The sequence below is a fragment of the Streptococcus sp. HCA-5024 genome (genome assembly GCF_037890265.1).
In the GTDB taxonomy this organism is placed as follows: Bacteria; Bacillota; Bacilli; order Lactobacillales; family Streptococcaceae; genus Streptococcus; species Streptococcus lingualis.
In genome coordinates this window covers 15,349-29,958 of record NZ_JBBKBR010000006.1, presented here as the reverse complement: position 1 = coordinate 29,958, position 14,610 = coordinate 15,349, and the positions used below count along the sequence as shown (strand labels likewise).

General features: G+C 41.5%; 18 protein-coding genes. 6 read left to right on the top strand and 12 right to left on the bottom strand.

What is annotated here, in order from left to right:
- Nucleotides 1-6: 6 nt before the first annotated feature.
- The 8 genes from WKT08_RS08610 to WKT08_RS08575 all read right to left on the bottom strand — a co-directional run bounded on the left by WKT08_RS08610 (nt 7) and on the right by WKT08_RS08575 (nt 5,624).
- Complete coding sequence (locus WKT08_RS08610; RefSeq protein ID WP_003010399.1) at nt 7-306, bottom strand: YlxQ-related RNA-binding protein; 300 nt, start codon at nt 304-306, stop codon at nt 7-9.
- Nucleotides 299-595, bottom strand: a complete 297-nt coding sequence (rnpM, locus tag WKT08_RS08605) for an RNase P modulator RnpM (RefSeq protein WP_003010401.1) — start codon at nt 593-595, stop codon at nt 299-301. Before rnpM ends, WKT08_RS08610 begins: the two co-directional genes overlap by 8 nt.
- 14 nt (nt 596-609) lie before the next feature.
- The gene (nusA, locus tag WKT08_RS08600; RefSeq protein WP_003010402.1) at nt 610-1,752 is read right to left on the bottom strand and encodes a transcription termination factor NusA; all 1,143 of its coding nucleotides are present in this window, start codon (nt 1,750-1,752) and stop codon (nt 610-612) included.
- A 44-nt stretch (nt 1,753-1,796) separates the two neighbouring features.
- Nucleotides 1,797-2,276, bottom strand: coding sequence for a ribosome maturation factor RimP (gene rimP, locus WKT08_RS08595; protein WP_021154518.1), 480 nt, complete (start codon nt 2,274-2,276; stop codon nt 1,797-1,799).
- A 97-nt stretch (nt 2,277-2,373) separates the two neighbouring features.
- Nucleotides 2,374-3,009: a tRNA (guanosine(46)-N7)-methyltransferase TrmB gene (gene trmB, locus WKT08_RS08590; protein ID WP_024056398.1), complete on the bottom strand. Its 636-nt coding sequence runs from the start codon at nt 3,007-3,009 to the stop codon at nt 2,374-2,376.
- The gene (gene ccrZ, locus WKT08_RS08585) at nt 3,006-3,800 is read right to left on the bottom strand and encodes a cell cycle regulator CcrZ (RefSeq protein ID WP_003003852.1); all 795 of its coding nucleotides are present in this window, start codon (nt 3,798-3,800) and stop codon (nt 3,006-3,008) included. The genes trmB and ccrZ overlap by 4 nt, the downstream gene beginning before the upstream one ends.
- 40 nt (nt 3,801-3,840) lie before the next feature.
- Nucleotides 3,841-4,896: an ABC transporter permease gene (locus WKT08_RS08580; RefSeq protein WP_340281412.1), complete on the bottom strand. Its 1,056-nt coding sequence runs from the start codon at nt 4,894-4,896 to the stop codon at nt 3,841-3,843.
- Complete coding sequence (locus WKT08_RS08575; RefSeq protein ID WP_340281410.1) at nt 4,893-5,624, bottom strand: ABC transporter ATP-binding protein; 732 nt, start codon at nt 5,622-5,624, stop codon at nt 4,893-4,895. The genes WKT08_RS08580 and WKT08_RS08575 overlap by 4 nt, the downstream gene beginning before the upstream one ends.
- 67 nt (nt 5,625-5,691) lie before the next feature.
- Here WKT08_RS08575 and WKT08_RS08570 point away from each other — a divergent pair, with 67 nt between their 5' ends.
- Both WKT08_RS08570 and WKT08_RS08565 read left to right on the top strand, forming a co-directional pair.
- On the top strand, nt 5,692-6,105 hold the full coding sequence (locus tag WKT08_RS08570; protein ID WP_003012582.1) for an HIT family protein: 414 nt from the start codon (nt 5,692-5,694) through the stop codon (nt 6,103-6,105).
- Nucleotides 6,106-6,117: 12 nt separating this feature from the next.
- The gene (locus WKT08_RS08565) at nt 6,118-6,408 is read left to right on the top strand and encodes a hypothetical protein (RefSeq protein WP_223325649.1); all 291 of its coding nucleotides are present in this window, start codon (nt 6,118-6,120) and stop codon (nt 6,406-6,408) included.
- 21 nt (nt 6,409-6,429) lie between these two features.
- On the opposite strand, the gene lytR is transcribed toward WKT08_RS08565, so the two are convergent.
- The 4 genes from lytR to WKT08_RS08545 form a co-directional block, all read right to left on the bottom strand.
- The gene (lytR, locus tag WKT08_RS08560; RefSeq protein WP_049485568.1) at nt 6,430-7,623 is read right to left on the bottom strand and encodes a glycopolymer--peptidoglycan transferase LytR; all 1,194 of its coding nucleotides are present in this window, start codon (nt 7,621-7,623) and stop codon (nt 6,430-6,432) included.
- A gap of 13 nt (nt 7,624-7,636) precedes the next feature.
- Nucleotides 7,637-8,167: a GNAT family N-acetyltransferase gene (locus WKT08_RS08555; RefSeq protein WP_340281403.1), complete on the bottom strand. Its 531-nt coding sequence runs from the start codon at nt 8,165-8,167 to the stop codon at nt 7,637-7,639.
- The gene (gene tsaE / locus WKT08_RS08550; protein WP_031575203.1) at nt 8,160-8,615 is read right to left on the bottom strand and encodes a tRNA (adenosine(37)-N6)-threonylcarbamoyltransferase complex ATPase subunit type 1 TsaE; all 456 of its coding nucleotides are present in this window, start codon (nt 8,613-8,615) and stop codon (nt 8,160-8,162) included. Before tsaE ends, WKT08_RS08555 begins: the two co-directional genes overlap by 8 nt.
- A gap of 178 nt (nt 8,616-8,793) precedes the next feature.
- The gene (locus WKT08_RS08545; RefSeq protein WP_340281400.1) at nt 8,794-10,215 is read right to left on the bottom strand and encodes an NCS2 family permease; all 1,422 of its coding nucleotides are present in this window, start codon (nt 10,213-10,215) and stop codon (nt 8,794-8,796) included.
- Between the two features lie 175 nt (nt 10,216-10,390).
- Between WKT08_RS08545 and WKT08_RS08540 the strand changes: the two genes are divergently transcribed.
- From WKT08_RS08540 to WKT08_RS08525, 4 genes are all read left to right on the top strand, one after another.
- Entirely contained in the window at nt 10,391-11,203 is an 813-nt protein-coding gene (locus WKT08_RS08540; protein ID WP_023920232.1) for a Cof-type HAD-IIB family hydrolase, read from the top strand.
- A 188-nt stretch (nt 11,204-11,391) separates the two neighbouring features.
- Nucleotides 11,392-12,414, top strand: a complete 1,023-nt coding sequence (adhP, locus tag WKT08_RS08535; RefSeq protein ID WP_045760245.1) for an alcohol dehydrogenase AdhP — start codon at nt 11,392-11,394, stop codon at nt 12,412-12,414.
- Between the two features lie 368 nt (nt 12,415-12,782).
- A complete protein-coding gene (locus WKT08_RS08530) occupies nt 12,783-13,772 on the top strand; it encodes a PTS sugar transporter subunit IIB (protein WP_003010431.1) in 990 nt (329 codons plus the stop codon).
- Nucleotides 13,773-13,799: 27 nt separating this feature from the next.
- On the top strand, nt 13,800-14,603 hold the full coding sequence (locus tag WKT08_RS08525) for a PTS mannose/fructose/sorbose transporter subunit IIC (RefSeq protein WP_340281395.1): 804 nt from the start codon (nt 13,800-13,802) through the stop codon (nt 14,601-14,603).
- Nucleotides 14,604-14,610 lie beyond the last annotated feature (7 nt).

The following is a 14,610-nucleotide window of genomic DNA, read 5'->3' as shown; positions in this document are numbered from 1 at the left end:
CCTCTTCTATTCCATAAGAGACCTCATTTTCTTTGAAAATCCAGCATCTACAACAGCGACGACCTTCCGGGCACGTCCAATTGCAGTGCTTAATTCTAGTGTTGAAAACACGGTAGATACTTGAACCTCATAATAGTGACCCTTATCTGTCACCTTTTTTGTCAGGTTACTAGCTGCATCATTTGCCAGAAAAACTAATTTTGCTTTTTCTTCCTGGATTGCTTTGATCACGAGTTCTTCTCCAGAAATTAGTTTTCCTGCTCTTTGCGCCAAGCCTAACAAATTACTTATCTTTTGCTTATTCAAGGCCTAACTCTCTTCTCTTCACCTTATGATCTACATAAGCAATCAATTCATCATAGAAAGCTTCTTCCACTTCCATATTAAAGCTACGATTAAAAACTTTCTTTTTCTTAGCAAGTGCCGCTTCTTCATTGTCTAGCTTGATGTAAGCGCCTCGACCATTGGCTTTGCCAGTTGGATCGATAAAGACTTGTCCTTCTTTATTTTTGACAATGCGGAGCAAATCGCGCTTATCAATAATTTCATTTGAAACGACAGATTTTCTTAAAGGGATTTTTCTTGTTTTTACCATGTTCCCTCCCTCTCTTAATCGACTTGCTCTTCGCCACTTTCTACTTGGTCTTCAAAAGTTTCTTGAGCTGCTTCCATTTCTTCGAACTCACTAGCAGATTTGATATCGATGCGGTAACCAGTCAAATGAGCTGCCAAACGAACGTTTTGACCACGACGACCAATGGCAAGAGATAGTTTATTATCTGGAACCACAACGAGAGCATGTTTGCTATCTTCATCATCAAAAATAACTTGGTCCACTTCTGCAGGGGCGATCGCATTGTAGATAAATTCAGCTGGATCTGGAACCCATTCGATGACATCGATATTTTCTTCTGTCGGAACCATACGGTCTAATTTCTGATCGTATCGAGCTGGGTGGAACTTGCTGGTAATCTTTTTAATATTCGATCCACCACGACCAACGATAGTCCCAATCGCATCTACGTTTGGGTTATGGCTACGAACCGCAACTTTTGTACGATCTCCAGCTTCACGCGCTACACTCATAATCTCAACAGTTCCATCATAGACTTCAGGAATTTCCTGTTCCATCAAACGTTTGATCATTTCAGGATGGCTTCGGCTAACAAAGACATTGACACCACGTGGATTATCTTCTACCTTGTAGACAAATACTTCAATTCGATCATGAGATTGGAACACTTCTCCTGGAATTTGGTCTTGCTTAGACAATTGAGCTTCGATTGAGCCAAGATTGACATAGATAAATCGATTGTCAAAGCGCTCCACCGTTCCACTCATGATTTCATTTTCATGTTCTTTATAAGTGTTATAGGTGATGGTGCGCGTTTGCTTACGCATTTTTTCCATGATCGTTTGTTTAGCAGATTGAGCTGCTACACGACCAAATTCAGCTGGTGCTTCTTCAAACTTGATCTTGTCCCCCAACTCATAAGCAGAGCTAATGGCTAAGGCATCCTTCAAGCTGATTTCTAAACGGCTATCAAAGACTTCATCCACCACTTCACGAACCGTATAAACACGGAAATCTCCAGTTTTTTCATTGAATTCAATCGCTGCACTTTCTGATTGTCCATAACGACGGCGATAAGCTGAACGCAATGATTCTGTGACGGCTTCGATGATATCTTCTTTTTTGATCCCTTTGTCTTCTTCCAAAATGCGGAAGGCTTCTAGCATTTCTTTACTCATGTTTTTCTTGCCTCTACTATAAAGGCATCCTTTCTTTCATTCTGTTACAATTTTACAGCCAACCTTGCTTTGGACACAAGGTTATAAGGAATTTCTACAGTTTTCTTTCGTGTTTTATCCATATACTCGATGGTCAAAACATCCTCTTCAAAACCTACCAGGTTCCCCTCAAAGACCTTTTGCTTTTCAACAGCCTTGTACAAGCTGATATTGACGTACTTACCAACAGCTCCCTCGAGTGCTTCCTTGGTTTTCAAAGGTCTCTCCAAGCCAGGACTGGTGACTTCTAAAAAGTACTGTTCTGGAAATGGGTCTGGTTTGATTTGATCCAATAGCGGACTGATGATTTCTGTCAAATCCGCTGTATCATTCAGTGTGATTCCTTCTGGTTTGTCTACGAAAATGCTTAAGACGTAGTCACCACCCATTTTGCCATATTCAACATCGACCAATTCAAATGGTTCCTTTATAGCTGGCTGAATCACTTCTGTTACTAAGTCAACAATCGTTGCGATGGTTGCCACCTCCTCATAGATAAGAGGCGAAGATATTTCCCCGCCTCTCCTTTTCTATTCATTTAAGGTATTATAACACGATTCCCCAACGATTGCAAGGAATATGCTAAAACTGTGCTTCTACACGGTAAATGACCTGGCCTTTACTGGAGAACTTTTTCTCATATTCCGTCATGACATTCCCCTCAAAATCACTAGCATGAAGGTCCAACCAGACTCCCTTCAAAGTCATTCCGTATTGAGAAAAGCTCACCAAACTGTATTCAAATAGACCTCGATTATCTGTTTTAAAGTGAATCTCCCCATGTTCTGGAAGAATTTGCTTGAAGGTATCCAAGAAAGTCTTGTAAGTCAAGCGACGCTTCTCATGACGTTTCTTAGGCCAAGGATCTGAAAAATTCAGATAGAGTTGATCAATTTCCCCATCTTCAAAATAGTTGGTCAAGCTATCTCCGTCTACCCAAAGCAATTTAATGTTAGGAACATCAGCTTCTAAGACCTTATCTAAAGCATAACTCAAGACCGATTTTTGAATATCAATTCCGATGTAGTTGATCTCTGGATTGGCCTTGGCCATCCCAGTAATAAAGGCCCCTTTTCCGCTACCCACTTCGATATGAATAGGATGGTCATTCCCGAAAATTTCATGCCACTTTCCCTTGGCATCTTCTGGATTTAGGACCACATATTGCGGGTTCGCTTCTAATAATTCAGTCGCTCCCTTGCGATTTCTAACTCTCATATTTCCTTTCCATATTTCAACCGGAAATTGCGCAGAGCATAGATCTCGCGATTGACATTTTCTAAATCATTATTTTCATAGTATTTAGCAATTTGGCACAAGAAAGAGTATTGACCAAACCAATAGAGTTTATCAAATACTTTTTGATTGTACTTGTAGCCATAATAGCCTAACCAATCGCGCCAATTAGAATCTGGGATATAGTGACTCAAGATATGCGCCACATCCAACATCCGGTCTGTCAAACGAACAGAGTCCCAATCGACTAGATAAATCAAGCCGCTCTCTGTTTCAATCCAGTTACTATGACGAACATCTCCGTGGACGATCGTCGCATAATCCTCCCGAAAGGCAGGCACTGTCTTACGTAAATTCTTTACGACTGATTGGATATAGTGGTTCTGACGTAGGGCAATTGGCAACCGGTTGCTCCAAGAATTGAGCAATTCTAATGGAGATTCCACAGGATAGCCAAGTTTTTTCAATTGGGTCATCAAAGGTCTAGAACGGTGCAATCTCGTTAAAATATTGACCACTTGTTTTTTTGACATCCCATTTGGCGTGAGAATTTCCCCATTCAACCATTCTTGGGCACTCATCACATTTCCATCTGGCAATCGTCGACTCCATAACAATTGAGGAGCAATCTGTTCTTTTGCTAGACCCGCAAGGATTGGGGTCGTATTCATTTTTACAAAAACGCGCCCACCATCTGGGTAGGTCCCCATGTAGGCCTTCCCACTCTTCCCAGGAATTGGGGTGAGGCTTAGCTCTTTTTCATTCGAGTCCATCTTTTCCTCCGTAAAAAGTTTCCAATCTATTTTACTAATTTTAACGACTTTCGTCAACCAAGCGCGCCATCTTAAATGGAAGATAGAGTAGGATTAAAGCAACTGTATAAGCCAATAAGCCTAACAACAGGACTTTATCTGAAATAAAGACCAGGCCAATTCCCCCTTCTATCACCGTTATCATCCCCATGACCAGCTGAATCGTTTTGTTCAACCCTGCCTTTTTACTACCCTTTTTCATCGGGAAAAGGAGGGTCAAGGGTTGGTAATCAAAAGCACTGTAAAGCCCCAGTAATTGAAAAATAACCAAGTAATTGAGCAAGGCTACAAGCGCAATCACTACGAGAGGTTGAGGAATAAAGACCATAGCGAGAATGGAAAGAGCCAAGAGTCGGAGAGTCATTGAGAAAAGATCACCATTCCGTAGGAAGGAGTGCATATATAAGTGAAGCCACGTATTGCCATGTGTTTTAGGAAGAAGCCCTAAGAAACCATCCAAGTATGCTCTTCTTTTAACACTGTTAGTAATACCTTTCACCGTTGTAAACAAGGCAAAGAAACGAAGAATCAATTGTTTCCTTGCATTCTCACGAGCAATGGCCAAGTTCCAATTCAAATTTCCATCCTGGTAGAAGCGCGCTTCCTTCCAGCTAAAAACAGCCCCTTTAGCCACTCCTAAGACAAGGATATAAGCTACAATAGCAAGTTTATCCAGCCCCGTTGCCAGAAGAAGAGGCACAAATAATAGAAGGACAAAACTTTGAATCAAAAACCAAAACACAAAAGACTTCTTGGCCTGCCCTTTGATATAACGTTTCACTTCCTCTTCCTTTACCAAAAGGAATAAAGCATCGGGCTTCTCTAAGTAGGTCGCAATAGAGCCTATCGGAACCAAGAGGAGCAAACCAATCATGAGACTCCAACGGATCAGGCTTGTATCTTTGGGTAGATCTTGCAAGAATTGACTGTATTGAACCGCCAAAAATCCTATAAAAATCAACATAAAGAGGACGAAATGATCATTGAGAACATAGCGGCTATATTTTACACATTGAGTTCGAAACGTTTGTTGCCGTTTTTTCATCAACTCTTTCATGCTGTTTCCTCTTCTGTCAAGGTCATGTAGATATCATTTAGACTTGCTTTCTCATCCCCAAAAGTTGAACGCAGCTCGTCCAAGGTCCCTTTTGCTCGGATCTGACCCTTATGGAGGATCACAAAACCATCACACATCTTTTCAGCCGAATCCAGAACGTGAGTACTCATCAAAATCGATTTTCCTTTTGCTTTCTCATCTGCCAATAACTGAATCAAATCTGCAATCGCAACAGGATCCAATCCCAAAAAGGGTTCATCGACAATATAAAGACTTGGATCCACTGCATAGGCGCAAATAATCATGACCTTTTGCTTCATCCCTTTTGAAAACTGGGTCGGGAACCAATCTAATTTTTCAGCCAAACGGAAGCGTTCCAACAAAGGCTGGACGCGCACCATGACCTGATTCATGTCTAAATCATAGGCCATAGCTACGGTCTCAATATGCTCTCGCAAGGTTAATTCTTCATATAGGCTAGGAGTTTCTGGAATATAGCCGATTTTTTTACGATAGTCTGTTGGAGCTTCTGGAAGGCTCAAGCCGTCAATCCGTACTTCCCCAGCATAAGGATGCAGGAGACCAATAATTTCATTAATCGTGGTTGACTTCCCAGCTCCATTTAGTCCAATCAAACCAATCAGTTGGCCATCCGGAACTGAAAAACTCACCTCTTTCAGGACAGGGATGTTGACATAGCCCCCTGTCAACTTGTTGATTTCTAACATATTTTCTCCGATTTCTGGTATAATGTTCTTATATTATAACAAAATTTAGTCTAAATGAGGTGTATTTATGGTTGACGATTGTATTTTTTGTAAGATTATAGCTGGCGACATTCCTTCCTCCAAAGTCTATGAGGACGAGGAAGTCCTCGCATTTTTGGACATCTCTCAGGTTACACCAGGTCATACGTTAGTGGTTCCAAAAAAACACGCTCGCAACCTATTAGAGATGGACGAAACCGCCACAGCTCAACTATTTGCACGTGTTTCTAAAGTTGCTAAAAAAGTAGAAGCTGCTACCCAAGCTAAGGGAATGAATATCATCAGCAACATGGAAGAAGTTTCTGGACAAACCGTTTTTCACACACATGTCCACATTATTCCTCGCTATTCCGATCAAGATGAGCTTGCCATTTCATTTACTGAACACGAGCCTAATTTTGAACAACTAGCAGTTCTCGCAGAAACCATCAAAAACAGTTAAAAAGGAGTCTATATGAAACTCAAAAATCTCTTTTGGTTTGCAACTGGGGCTAGTATTAGTTACCAATTAGTTAAAAACCGCAAAGAAATCAAAACAGAGGTGACTGAATCCAGTCAATTGATCAAGGGAATCCAAGATAACCTAGCAAAAATCCAACGCAATCTGGATATTATCCAAGACCAAAAGACCAATCTTCAAGAATTGGTAACGGATTTCCAATACAAGACCAAACTATTTAGTCAACAAGCAACAGCCTCTCTAAAAGAAATTCAAGACATCTGGCAACCAAGTAAAAACGATTGAGAAAACTCAATCGTTTTTTTCTTATTCTGAAGGTACCGTAGGTGTCACACTGCTCGACTCTGTAGCTGCAGGAGCAACTGGTGTCACTGGTGCAACAGAACTTTGAGGCGTCACCACTCCCGTATCCTGGGTCGATGGTACAACTGGTAGTTGGTTAAACTCTTGGTAAACAGGTGCTTCCTCAGATGAGGCCGCTGGCGTATCATTTTGAGAAGAAGCATTCTTCAACTCTTCATCTCCATCTAATAGGTAAGCATTGGTTTTCAATGTTTTAATTTCTTTCATCCCCAAAGCTTTGCGGATGATATTTTGAATTTTCAAGAGATGTTTTGAAGTGACAATCTGATAACTTCCGCCATCTGCTAAGGTGGCATCTTCTCCTTTCAGCTGGTACTGATGAATCGTTGAAAGGGCATCTTTATATCCTAACAATTGAAGAAGACTGTTGCTATCAAGTGAAATGTTGGTTTGCATATTGTCACTAACAGACTCAATGATTCCTTTGTAGTGACTCAAACTATTGAGGCTTAAAACTTTCTCAACAATCTTTTTGATCACTTCACGTTGGCGTTTTTGACGTCCGTAGTCTCCTTCTGGGTCTTGGTAGCGCATGCGTGAATAAACGAGAGCTTGGTCCCCATTAATCTCCTGACGTCCTGGTGCGATCTTAGCCGTATATTCTGGCTCATTTTCCTCGATCGAGATATCGAAGTCAAATGGATTGTTGACTGTGATGCCACCAACCTTATCCACTAATTGAACCAGCCCCTTCATATTGATCATGACATAGCGGTCAATATGGATATTCAAAAGATCTTGAATGGTCTTAATGGCTAACTTGGCACCACCTTGAGCATAAGCCGAATTCAATTTTGCTTGGACCGTTTCGCCATCTGAAGTAATATTGGTTAGGATATCTCTTTCCAAGCTCGTCATAGTTGTTTCTTTTGTTTGAGGATTAACAGTCACCAAAATCATGGTATCACTATTTCCGGCCCAAGGATCTTCCCGAGAACCGCTACCTGTATCAACCCCCATCAGAAGGATGGTCATCGGCTTGTTTTCTGCAATGACATTGGTCTCATTTCCAAAGCCTTTATAGGTCTTACTGAGAGTCCCAGTCGTTTGGTTTAGGATGGTAAGGCCATAAGCCCCAATCCCAATCACTGTTACCGTCAATAAGCTCAAAAACATTAAAATAATTTTTTTAACCATATAGAATCTCTCTCTAATCTATCAGTTTCCCCATAAGGTAAACATCTAAGAATTCTCCTTCAGCTGAACAAGCTCCACGAGCTTGACAACCTTCGATCTCAAAACCTAACTTTTTATACAGGTGAACTGCTCGTTCATTGCGCACTTGGACATTCAAGACTAGTTTCCTGAGAACACCGGTCGAGTGCGCCCACTCAATTCCTTCTTCCAACAAGATCTGTCCAAGCCCTTGACTCCAATAAGCTTTTTGAACCACAATAAAGACATCACCAATATGCCGAATGGACCGTTGAGAAGCTGCAGTGATATTTAGCAAAGCTGCCAGTTCCTGATCTAGAAATAGCAAGAGGCAAATCCTGTTTCCCGCCATCTCTTGCACCATCAGAAATTGCTCCATGTCTGCTGGAGACATGCCAATTCCAGCTTCATCTAGCGTCATGTAATCTGACTCTTTCCCAACTTGATTTAAGAAATCAACGACAAGAGCCGCGTCTGCACTGTCAGCTTGCCGAATTTCTAATGTTACTTCCTTTTCCTTAGTCATCGGTTTTTTCCACCTGCTCAAAGGATGCCAGCAAAGCTTCTGCACGCGCTCCATGAGCTTCAAAAGCTAACTCTCGCCCATCTTCTAATTTTCGGATAAAAATTTTTAGATAAGCATCCGAGAGACTCGGCTCAATCAGCTCTCCCCATTCAATAATGGTAGCCCCATCTCCAAATAGAAAATCATCTAAATCAATAGAATCTGGATCATTCCCAATCCGGTAAACATCCAAATGGTATAAAGGCAAGCGACCTTCGTATTCACGAACAATGGTATAGGTCGGGCTTTTAATCATCTGATCAATCCCTAACCCCTTTGCAATTCCTTTGGTAAAGGTCGTTTTTCCTGCTCCTAGATCACCTGATAAGATAATCACGTCTTGCTTTTCTAAGAGTTTTCCTAGCTGTTTTCCTAGAGCGATCAGCTCCGTTTCATTGTGACTAATCATTTCTCTATTATACCAAACTTTTTAAAAATCTGCTCTTTCTTTTAGAAATTGTTTGATTCAAGTTTGTTTTTGAGAAGAAGAAATCAAAGAAAACAGGAAACTCTCCGATTTATTCCCTCGATCCATCTAAAAAGGAATGGGAGACAACTCCCATTCCTTTTTGGCACTTTTCTGATACTTAATTCAAGGCCATGCTAACGTAGTTTAAAATAAAGAGAACATCTAGGATCCAAATCATGCTGTGCACTTCTTTGGCTTCTCCTTTAACCACTTTCACTAAGCTATAGGTGATAAATCCAGCAGCGATCCCTTGTGTAATCGAGTAGCTGAAGCCCATAAAGATAGAGGTGAAGAAAGCAGGAACTGCTTCTGACATATCTTCCCAATGGATATTTTTCAAGCCACTCAACATCATGATCCCAACAACAATCAAAATTGGGGCTGTGGCAGCGGTCGGTACAATCGCCAACAACGGACTAAAGAGACTTGAAATAGCAAAACAGATCGCTACAACCAAGGCTGTCAGACCAGTGCGTCCACCAGCTCCAATACCAGCTGCAGATTCAACATACGTCGTTACGTTTGAAGTTCCTGCAATAGCTCCGACTGAAGTCGCTACAAGGTCTGAATAGAGGGCCTTATCTAATTTCGCTGATTGATGGTTTTCCCCATTTGTCGCAACAATCCCAACTTTTTCACCCGTACCGATCAAAGTTCCGATTGTATCAAAAATATCCGTCAAGGAGAAGGCTAATATGGCCATTAAGGTCTCAGGCAAACGAGACGTATTGGAAATCAAAGATCCCAATCCTTTCGATCCCAAAGCTTGACCAAAGATCGTGCCTAAATCATTAAAGGCCGCTCCTAGATGGTTACTTGCAAAGTCAATTTTAGTGATATCAACAACATGGATGAGAATTCCAAGCACAGTCGTTACTAAGATGGAAAGGATAATCCCTCCCTTAATCCCTTTGACAACAAAGAAAATAGTAATCGCAAGACCAACAAGAGCCAAGAGGACAGCTGGATTGTTAAAAGCAACCAATCCTGGAACAGCAGATGCATTGGCTGAGATCGTTGCATTCGCCTTATCTGCTCCTTCCCCGACCACTGTATAGGTATGAGGGTCAATCGTGAATTTCAAAAATCCTGCATTCTTAATCCCAACATAGGCCAAGAAAATCCCTATCCCCGCTGAAATAGCAGACCGAAGAGCAGTCGGAATCGATTCGATGATCATCTTCCGGACATTTGTCAATGTGATAATCAATGAAATCACACCACAAACGAAGACCATTCCCAAAGCTTCCTGCCATGAGTAGCCCATACCAAATACAACGGTAAAGGTAAAGAAGGCATTCAAGCCCATCCCAGGTGCTTGTGCATAAGGTAAATTGGCATAAAAAGCCATCATCAAGGTTCCGACAACAGATCCAATAATCGTTGCAAGGAAGACCCCTTGAGCTGGCATACCTGTTTGTGACAACATTTGCGGATTTACGAAGAGGATATAACTCATCGCAAAAAAGGTTGTCAAACCAGCAAGAACCTCTGTTCGAACAGTGGTTCCATGTTCTGAAAGTTTAAAAAACTTATCCATTTCAGAATAAACTCCTTTTTCATCATTCTCGCTCCCAATCAATTTGCGAACGTTATATCTATTCTACCAAAAGATCTTTCGTCTTTCAAGAAATCCCGCTTCTCTTCTCGATTTTTGAGCGCTTTTCCGATTTTTCTGATATAATGGTCTCATTCTTCTCGAAAGGAACTGAAATATGCATAAAAAGATGATCGCTCTAGATCTAGACGGCACTCTCTTGAATTCCGATAGCAAATTGAGCGACTTTACCATTGATACGATTAAAAAAATTAGTGCTCTTGGCCATAAAGTCATTATTACAACAGGCCGCCCCTACCGTATGGCACATACCTACTACAAACAACTAGAGCTCAATACTCCGATGATCAATTTTAACGGCTCCCTTACGCATCTCCCCGAGAAAAAATGGGTGGATGAACAATGTTTGACTTTAGATAAAAAATACCTGCTAGATATGGTCGCTAACCGAGACACCATCCAAGCGGACTTTATAGCAGGTGAATACCGCAATAAATTCTTTATTACCGATCCAAATGAGCACGTTGCGGACCCTAAATTATTCGGTATTGAGGCTTTCCAACCAGAAAATCAATTCAATCCAGAGCGGGTAACGAGCGACCCAAACTGTATCCTCTTTCAAACGAAAGCGGAAGACAAATATGCTCTGGCAGATGAAATGAATCGGCATTATGACTACAATCTGTCTATCAATACTTGGGGTGGTCCCTTAAATATTCTGGAATGCAATCCAAAAAATGTGACCAAAGCATCTGCTCTGACCTACCTTCTAGATAAACTCAATATGGATCAGAAGGATTTGATTGCCTTTGGAGACGAGCACAACGATACCGACATGCTAGCTCTCGCTGGTCATGGATACGCCATGAAAAACGCGAGCTCTGTCCTACTTCCTTACGCGGATTCCGTCACAGATTTTACCAATAATGAGGACGGTGTCGCGCGCCAACTCATTCAATTATTCTTATAATAGGAACAGACATGAGCTATCCCTTATGTCTTTTTCTATCCTAAATACTTAATCGGTTAATCAATACCCTCCTATTTTTACATTTTTTTCATTGCCTTGCCATCTCGTTTGTGATATTATTAACATAGTTATTAAAGAAGCGCTTTCAAAAAACTAAATCGCTTCTCGTTCACTTAAGGAGGAACAAAATGAAAGCTGTTGTTGTAAATCCAGAAGGTACTGGTGTTGAAATCGTTGCAAACAAAGACATGCGTCCACTTGAAACAGGGGAAGCACTTGTTCAAATCGAATACTGTGGTGTCTGCCACACTGACTTGCACGTTGCTCACGGAGACTTTGGTAAAGTTCCAGGCCGTGTTCTTGGACACGAAGGAATCGGTATTGTTAAAGAAGTTGCTCCAGATGTTAAGAGCCTAAAGGTTGGGGATCGTGTCAGTGTCGCATGGTTCTTCGAAGGATGTGGAACTTGTGAATACTGTACAACTGGTCGTGAAACTCTCTGTCGTACTGTAAAAAATGCTGGTTACTCTGTTGATGGAGGAATGGCTGAACAATGTATCGTTACTGCAGATTACGCAGTGAAAGTACCTGAAGGATTAGATCCAGCCCAAGCTTCTTCTATTACGTGTGCAGGTGTTACCACTTACAAAGCTATCAAAGAAGCCAAAGCTGAACCAGGACAATGGATCGTTATCTATGGAGCTGGTGGACTAGGAAACTTGGCTGTTCAATATGCTAAGAAAGTCTTCAACGCACATGTCATCGCTGTCGATATCAACAATGATAAACTAGAATTGGCGAAAGAAGTTGGTGCAGATTTTGTCATCAACGGTCGTGAAGTCGAAGATGTTCCAGGATTGATCCAAGAAAAAACAAATGGTGGAGCTCACTCTGCTGTCGTAACAGCTGTTTCTAAAGTAGCTTTCAACCAAGCAGTAGATTCTGTTCGTGCAGGTGGCCGCGTGGTCGCAGTTGGTCTTCCTTCTGAAATGATGGACCTCAGCATTGTGAAAACTGTATTAGATGGTATCCAAGTCATTGGTTCTCTTGTAGGAACTCGTAAAGATTTGGAAGAAGCTTTCCAATTTGGTGCAGAAGGCCTGGTAGTCCCTGTCGTTCAAAAACGTCCAGTAGAAGATGCTGTCAAAGTCTTTGATGAAATGGAAGCTGGAACCATTCAAGGACGTATGGTACTTGACTTTACAAACTAAACAACTGAACCTACAGGACTAGCCCAACTGGGCTAGTCTTTTTGAGTGCTCTCAATCACTCTATTTTACAATTTATTATATATTTATTTTTGCGGATATAGATCGATTGTTGGAATATTTTTATTGAAATTCAAATCCTATGAAACCTACATATCATTGCTTTCTTCTGCCATCATCAACTAATAAACAAGAGCCATTCAAGAGCATTCTTTTTCTATCTAACGATAATTTAATATAATAAATCAATATTTTTACATCGAGATTTTGATAGAAAAATTGACTTAAGTGTGGAAACGATTTATAATAAAGTAGCTTAAAGTTTTCTTAAACTGAAAGTCAAACAAATTTTATAAGGAGGAATGTCAATAATGAGTATTGGTATCATTATTGCTAGCCACGGTGAATTTGCAGCTGGAATCCACCAATCCGGCTCGATGATCTTTGGGGATCAAGAGAAAGTTCAAGTGGTTACGTTCATGCCAAGTGAAGGCCCGGATGATCTTTATGCTAAATTTAATGCAGCTGTTGCCGCATTTGATGCAGAAGATGAAGTCTTGGTTTTGGCTGACCTTTGGAGTGGTTCTCCATTTAACCAAGCAAGTCGCGTCATGGGAGAAAATCCAGATCGTAAATTTGCGATCATCACAGGATTGAACCTTCCGATGTTGATTCAAGCTTATACAGAACGTTTGATGGATGCAAATGCCGGCGTTGATCAAGTCGCTGCAAACATCATCAAGGAAGCAAAAGACGGTGTCAAAGCCCTTCCAGAAGAATTGAATCCTGTTGAAGAAGCTAGTACTGCCGCTGCTGCTCCTGTAGCCCAAGCTGCTATTCCAGAAGGAACGGTTATCGGAGATGGAAAACTCAAGATTAACCTTGCCCGCTTAGATACACGTCTTCTTCATGGACAAGTCGCAACTGCTTGGACACCTGATTCAAAAGCAGATCGCATTATCGTTGCTTCAGACTCAGTTGCCAAAGATGAACTTCGTAAAGAGTTGATCAAGCAAGCAGCACCAAATGGTGTCAAAGCAAACGTTGTCCCAATTCAAAAATTGATCGACGTTGCTAAAGATCCACGTTTTGGAAATACCCATGCTTTGATCTTATTTGAAACACCTCAAGATGCTCTTCGCGCCATCGAAGGTGGTGTTCCGATTAAAACCTTGAACGTTGGTTCAATGGCCCACTCAACTGGTAAAACCATGGTGAACAATGTGTTGTCAATGGATAAAGATGATGTGGCTACATTTGAAAAAATGCGTGATCTTGGAGTAGAATTTGATGTCCGTAAAGTGCCAAATGACTCTAAGAAAGATTTGTTTGACTTAATTAACAAAGCTAACGTTCAATAATCGATTACTTACGAAAGGATTTTAAACATGTCTATTATTTCTATGGTATTAGTGGTCGTTGTTGCCTTCTTAGCAGGTCTTGAAGGTATCCTTGACCAATTCCAATTCCACCAACCCCTTGTTGCTTGTACCTTAATCGGTTTGGTAACAGGTAACTTGACTGCTGGCATTATGCTTGGTGGTTCACTTCAATTTATTGCACTTGGCTGGGCAAACATTGGTGCCGCAGTTGCACCCGATGCTGCCCTTGCATCTGTCGCTGCTGCCATCATCATGGTACTTGGGGGAGACTTCAGTGCAAAAGGAATCGCTGTCGCTCAAAGTGTCGCTATTCCACTTGCAGTTGCTGGTCTTTTCTTGACCATGATCGTCCGTACCCTTTCCGTTGGTTTGGTTCACACTGCCGACGCTGCTGCTAAAAAAGGGGATATCAAAGGTGTAGAACGCGCTCACTTTGTGGCACTTCTTCTTCAAGGCCTTCGTATCGCTATTCCTGCAGCCCTCTTGTTGATGATTCCTGCTGAAACTGTCAAAACTGCTCTTGAACAAATGCCAAAATGGCTCTCTGATGGAATGCAAATCGGTGGTGGTATGGTTGTAGCCGTTGGTTATGCCATGGTTATCAACATGATGGCGAGCCGTGAAGTATGGCCATTCTTTGCCATCGGTTTTGCTCTTGCAGCCGTTAGCCAATTAACTTTGATCGCTCTTGGAGCAATTGGTGTTGCCCTTGCCTTGATCTACCTTACTCTTTCTAAGAAAGGTGGCAATGGAGGTGGCGGTGCCACTACTTCTAACGATCCAATTGGCGACATTCTCGAAGACTATTAAGAAAGGT

What these genes read in the sequence shown, in the direction of transcription:
- rnpM (WP_003010401.1), bottom strand. Translation starts at nt 595, where the DNA reads ATGGTAAAAACAAGAAAAATCCCTTTAAGAAAATCTGTCGTTTCAAAT.
- nusA (WP_003010402.1), bottom strand. Translation starts at nt 1,752, where the DNA reads ATGAGTAAAGAAATGCTAGAAGCCTTCCGCATTTTGGAAGAAGACAAA.
- trmB (WP_024056398.1), bottom strand. Translation starts at nt 3,009, where the DNA reads ATGAGAGTTAGAAATCGCAAGGGAGCGACTGAATTATTAGAAGCGAAC.
- ccrZ (WP_003003852.1), bottom strand. Translation starts at nt 3,800, where the DNA reads ATGGACTCGAATGAAAAAGAGCTAAGCCTCACCCCAATTCCTGGGAAG.
- WKT08_RS08580 (WP_340281412.1), bottom strand. Translation starts at nt 4,896, where the DNA reads ATGAAAGAGTTGATGAAAAAACGGCAACAAACGTTTCGAACTCAATGT.
- WKT08_RS08575 (WP_340281410.1), bottom strand. Translation starts at nt 5,624, where the DNA reads ATGTTAGAAATCAACAAGTTGACAGGGGGCTATGTCAACATCCCTGTC.
- WKT08_RS08570 (WP_003012582.1), top strand. Translation starts at nt 5,692, where the DNA reads ATGGTTGACGATTGTATTTTTTGTAAGATTATAGCTGGCGACATTCCT.
- WKT08_RS08565 (WP_223325649.1), top strand. Translation starts at nt 6,118, where the DNA reads ATGAAACTCAAAAATCTCTTTTGGTTTGCAACTGGGGCTAGTATTAGT.
- lytR (WP_049485568.1), bottom strand. Translation starts at nt 7,623, where the DNA reads ATGGTTAAAAAAATTATTTTAATGTTTTTGAGCTTATTGACGGTAACA.
- WKT08_RS08555 (WP_340281403.1), bottom strand. Translation starts at nt 8,167, where the DNA reads ATGACTAAGGAAAAGGAAGTAACATTAGAAATTCGGCAAGCTGACAGT.
- tsaE (WP_031575203.1), bottom strand. Translation starts at nt 8,615, where the DNA reads ATGATTAGTCACAATGAAACGGAGCTGATCGCTCTAGGAAAACAGCTA.
- WKT08_RS08545 (WP_340281400.1), bottom strand. Translation starts at nt 10,215, where the DNA reads ATGGATAAGTTTTTTAAACTTTCAGAACATGGAACCACTGTTCGAACA.
- WKT08_RS08540 (WP_023920232.1), top strand. Translation starts at nt 10,391, where the DNA reads ATGCATAAAAAGATGATCGCTCTAGATCTAGACGGCACTCTCTTGAAT.
- adhP (WP_045760245.1), top strand. Translation starts at nt 11,392, where the DNA reads ATGAAAGCTGTTGTTGTAAATCCAGAAGGTACTGGTGTTGAAATCGTT.
- WKT08_RS08530 (WP_003010431.1), top strand. Translation starts at nt 12,783, where the DNA reads ATGAGTATTGGTATCATTATTGCTAGCCACGGTGAATTTGCAGCTGGA.
- WKT08_RS08525 (WP_340281395.1), top strand. Translation starts at nt 13,800, where the DNA reads ATGTCTATTATTTCTATGGTATTAGTGGTCGTTGTTGCCTTCTTAGCA.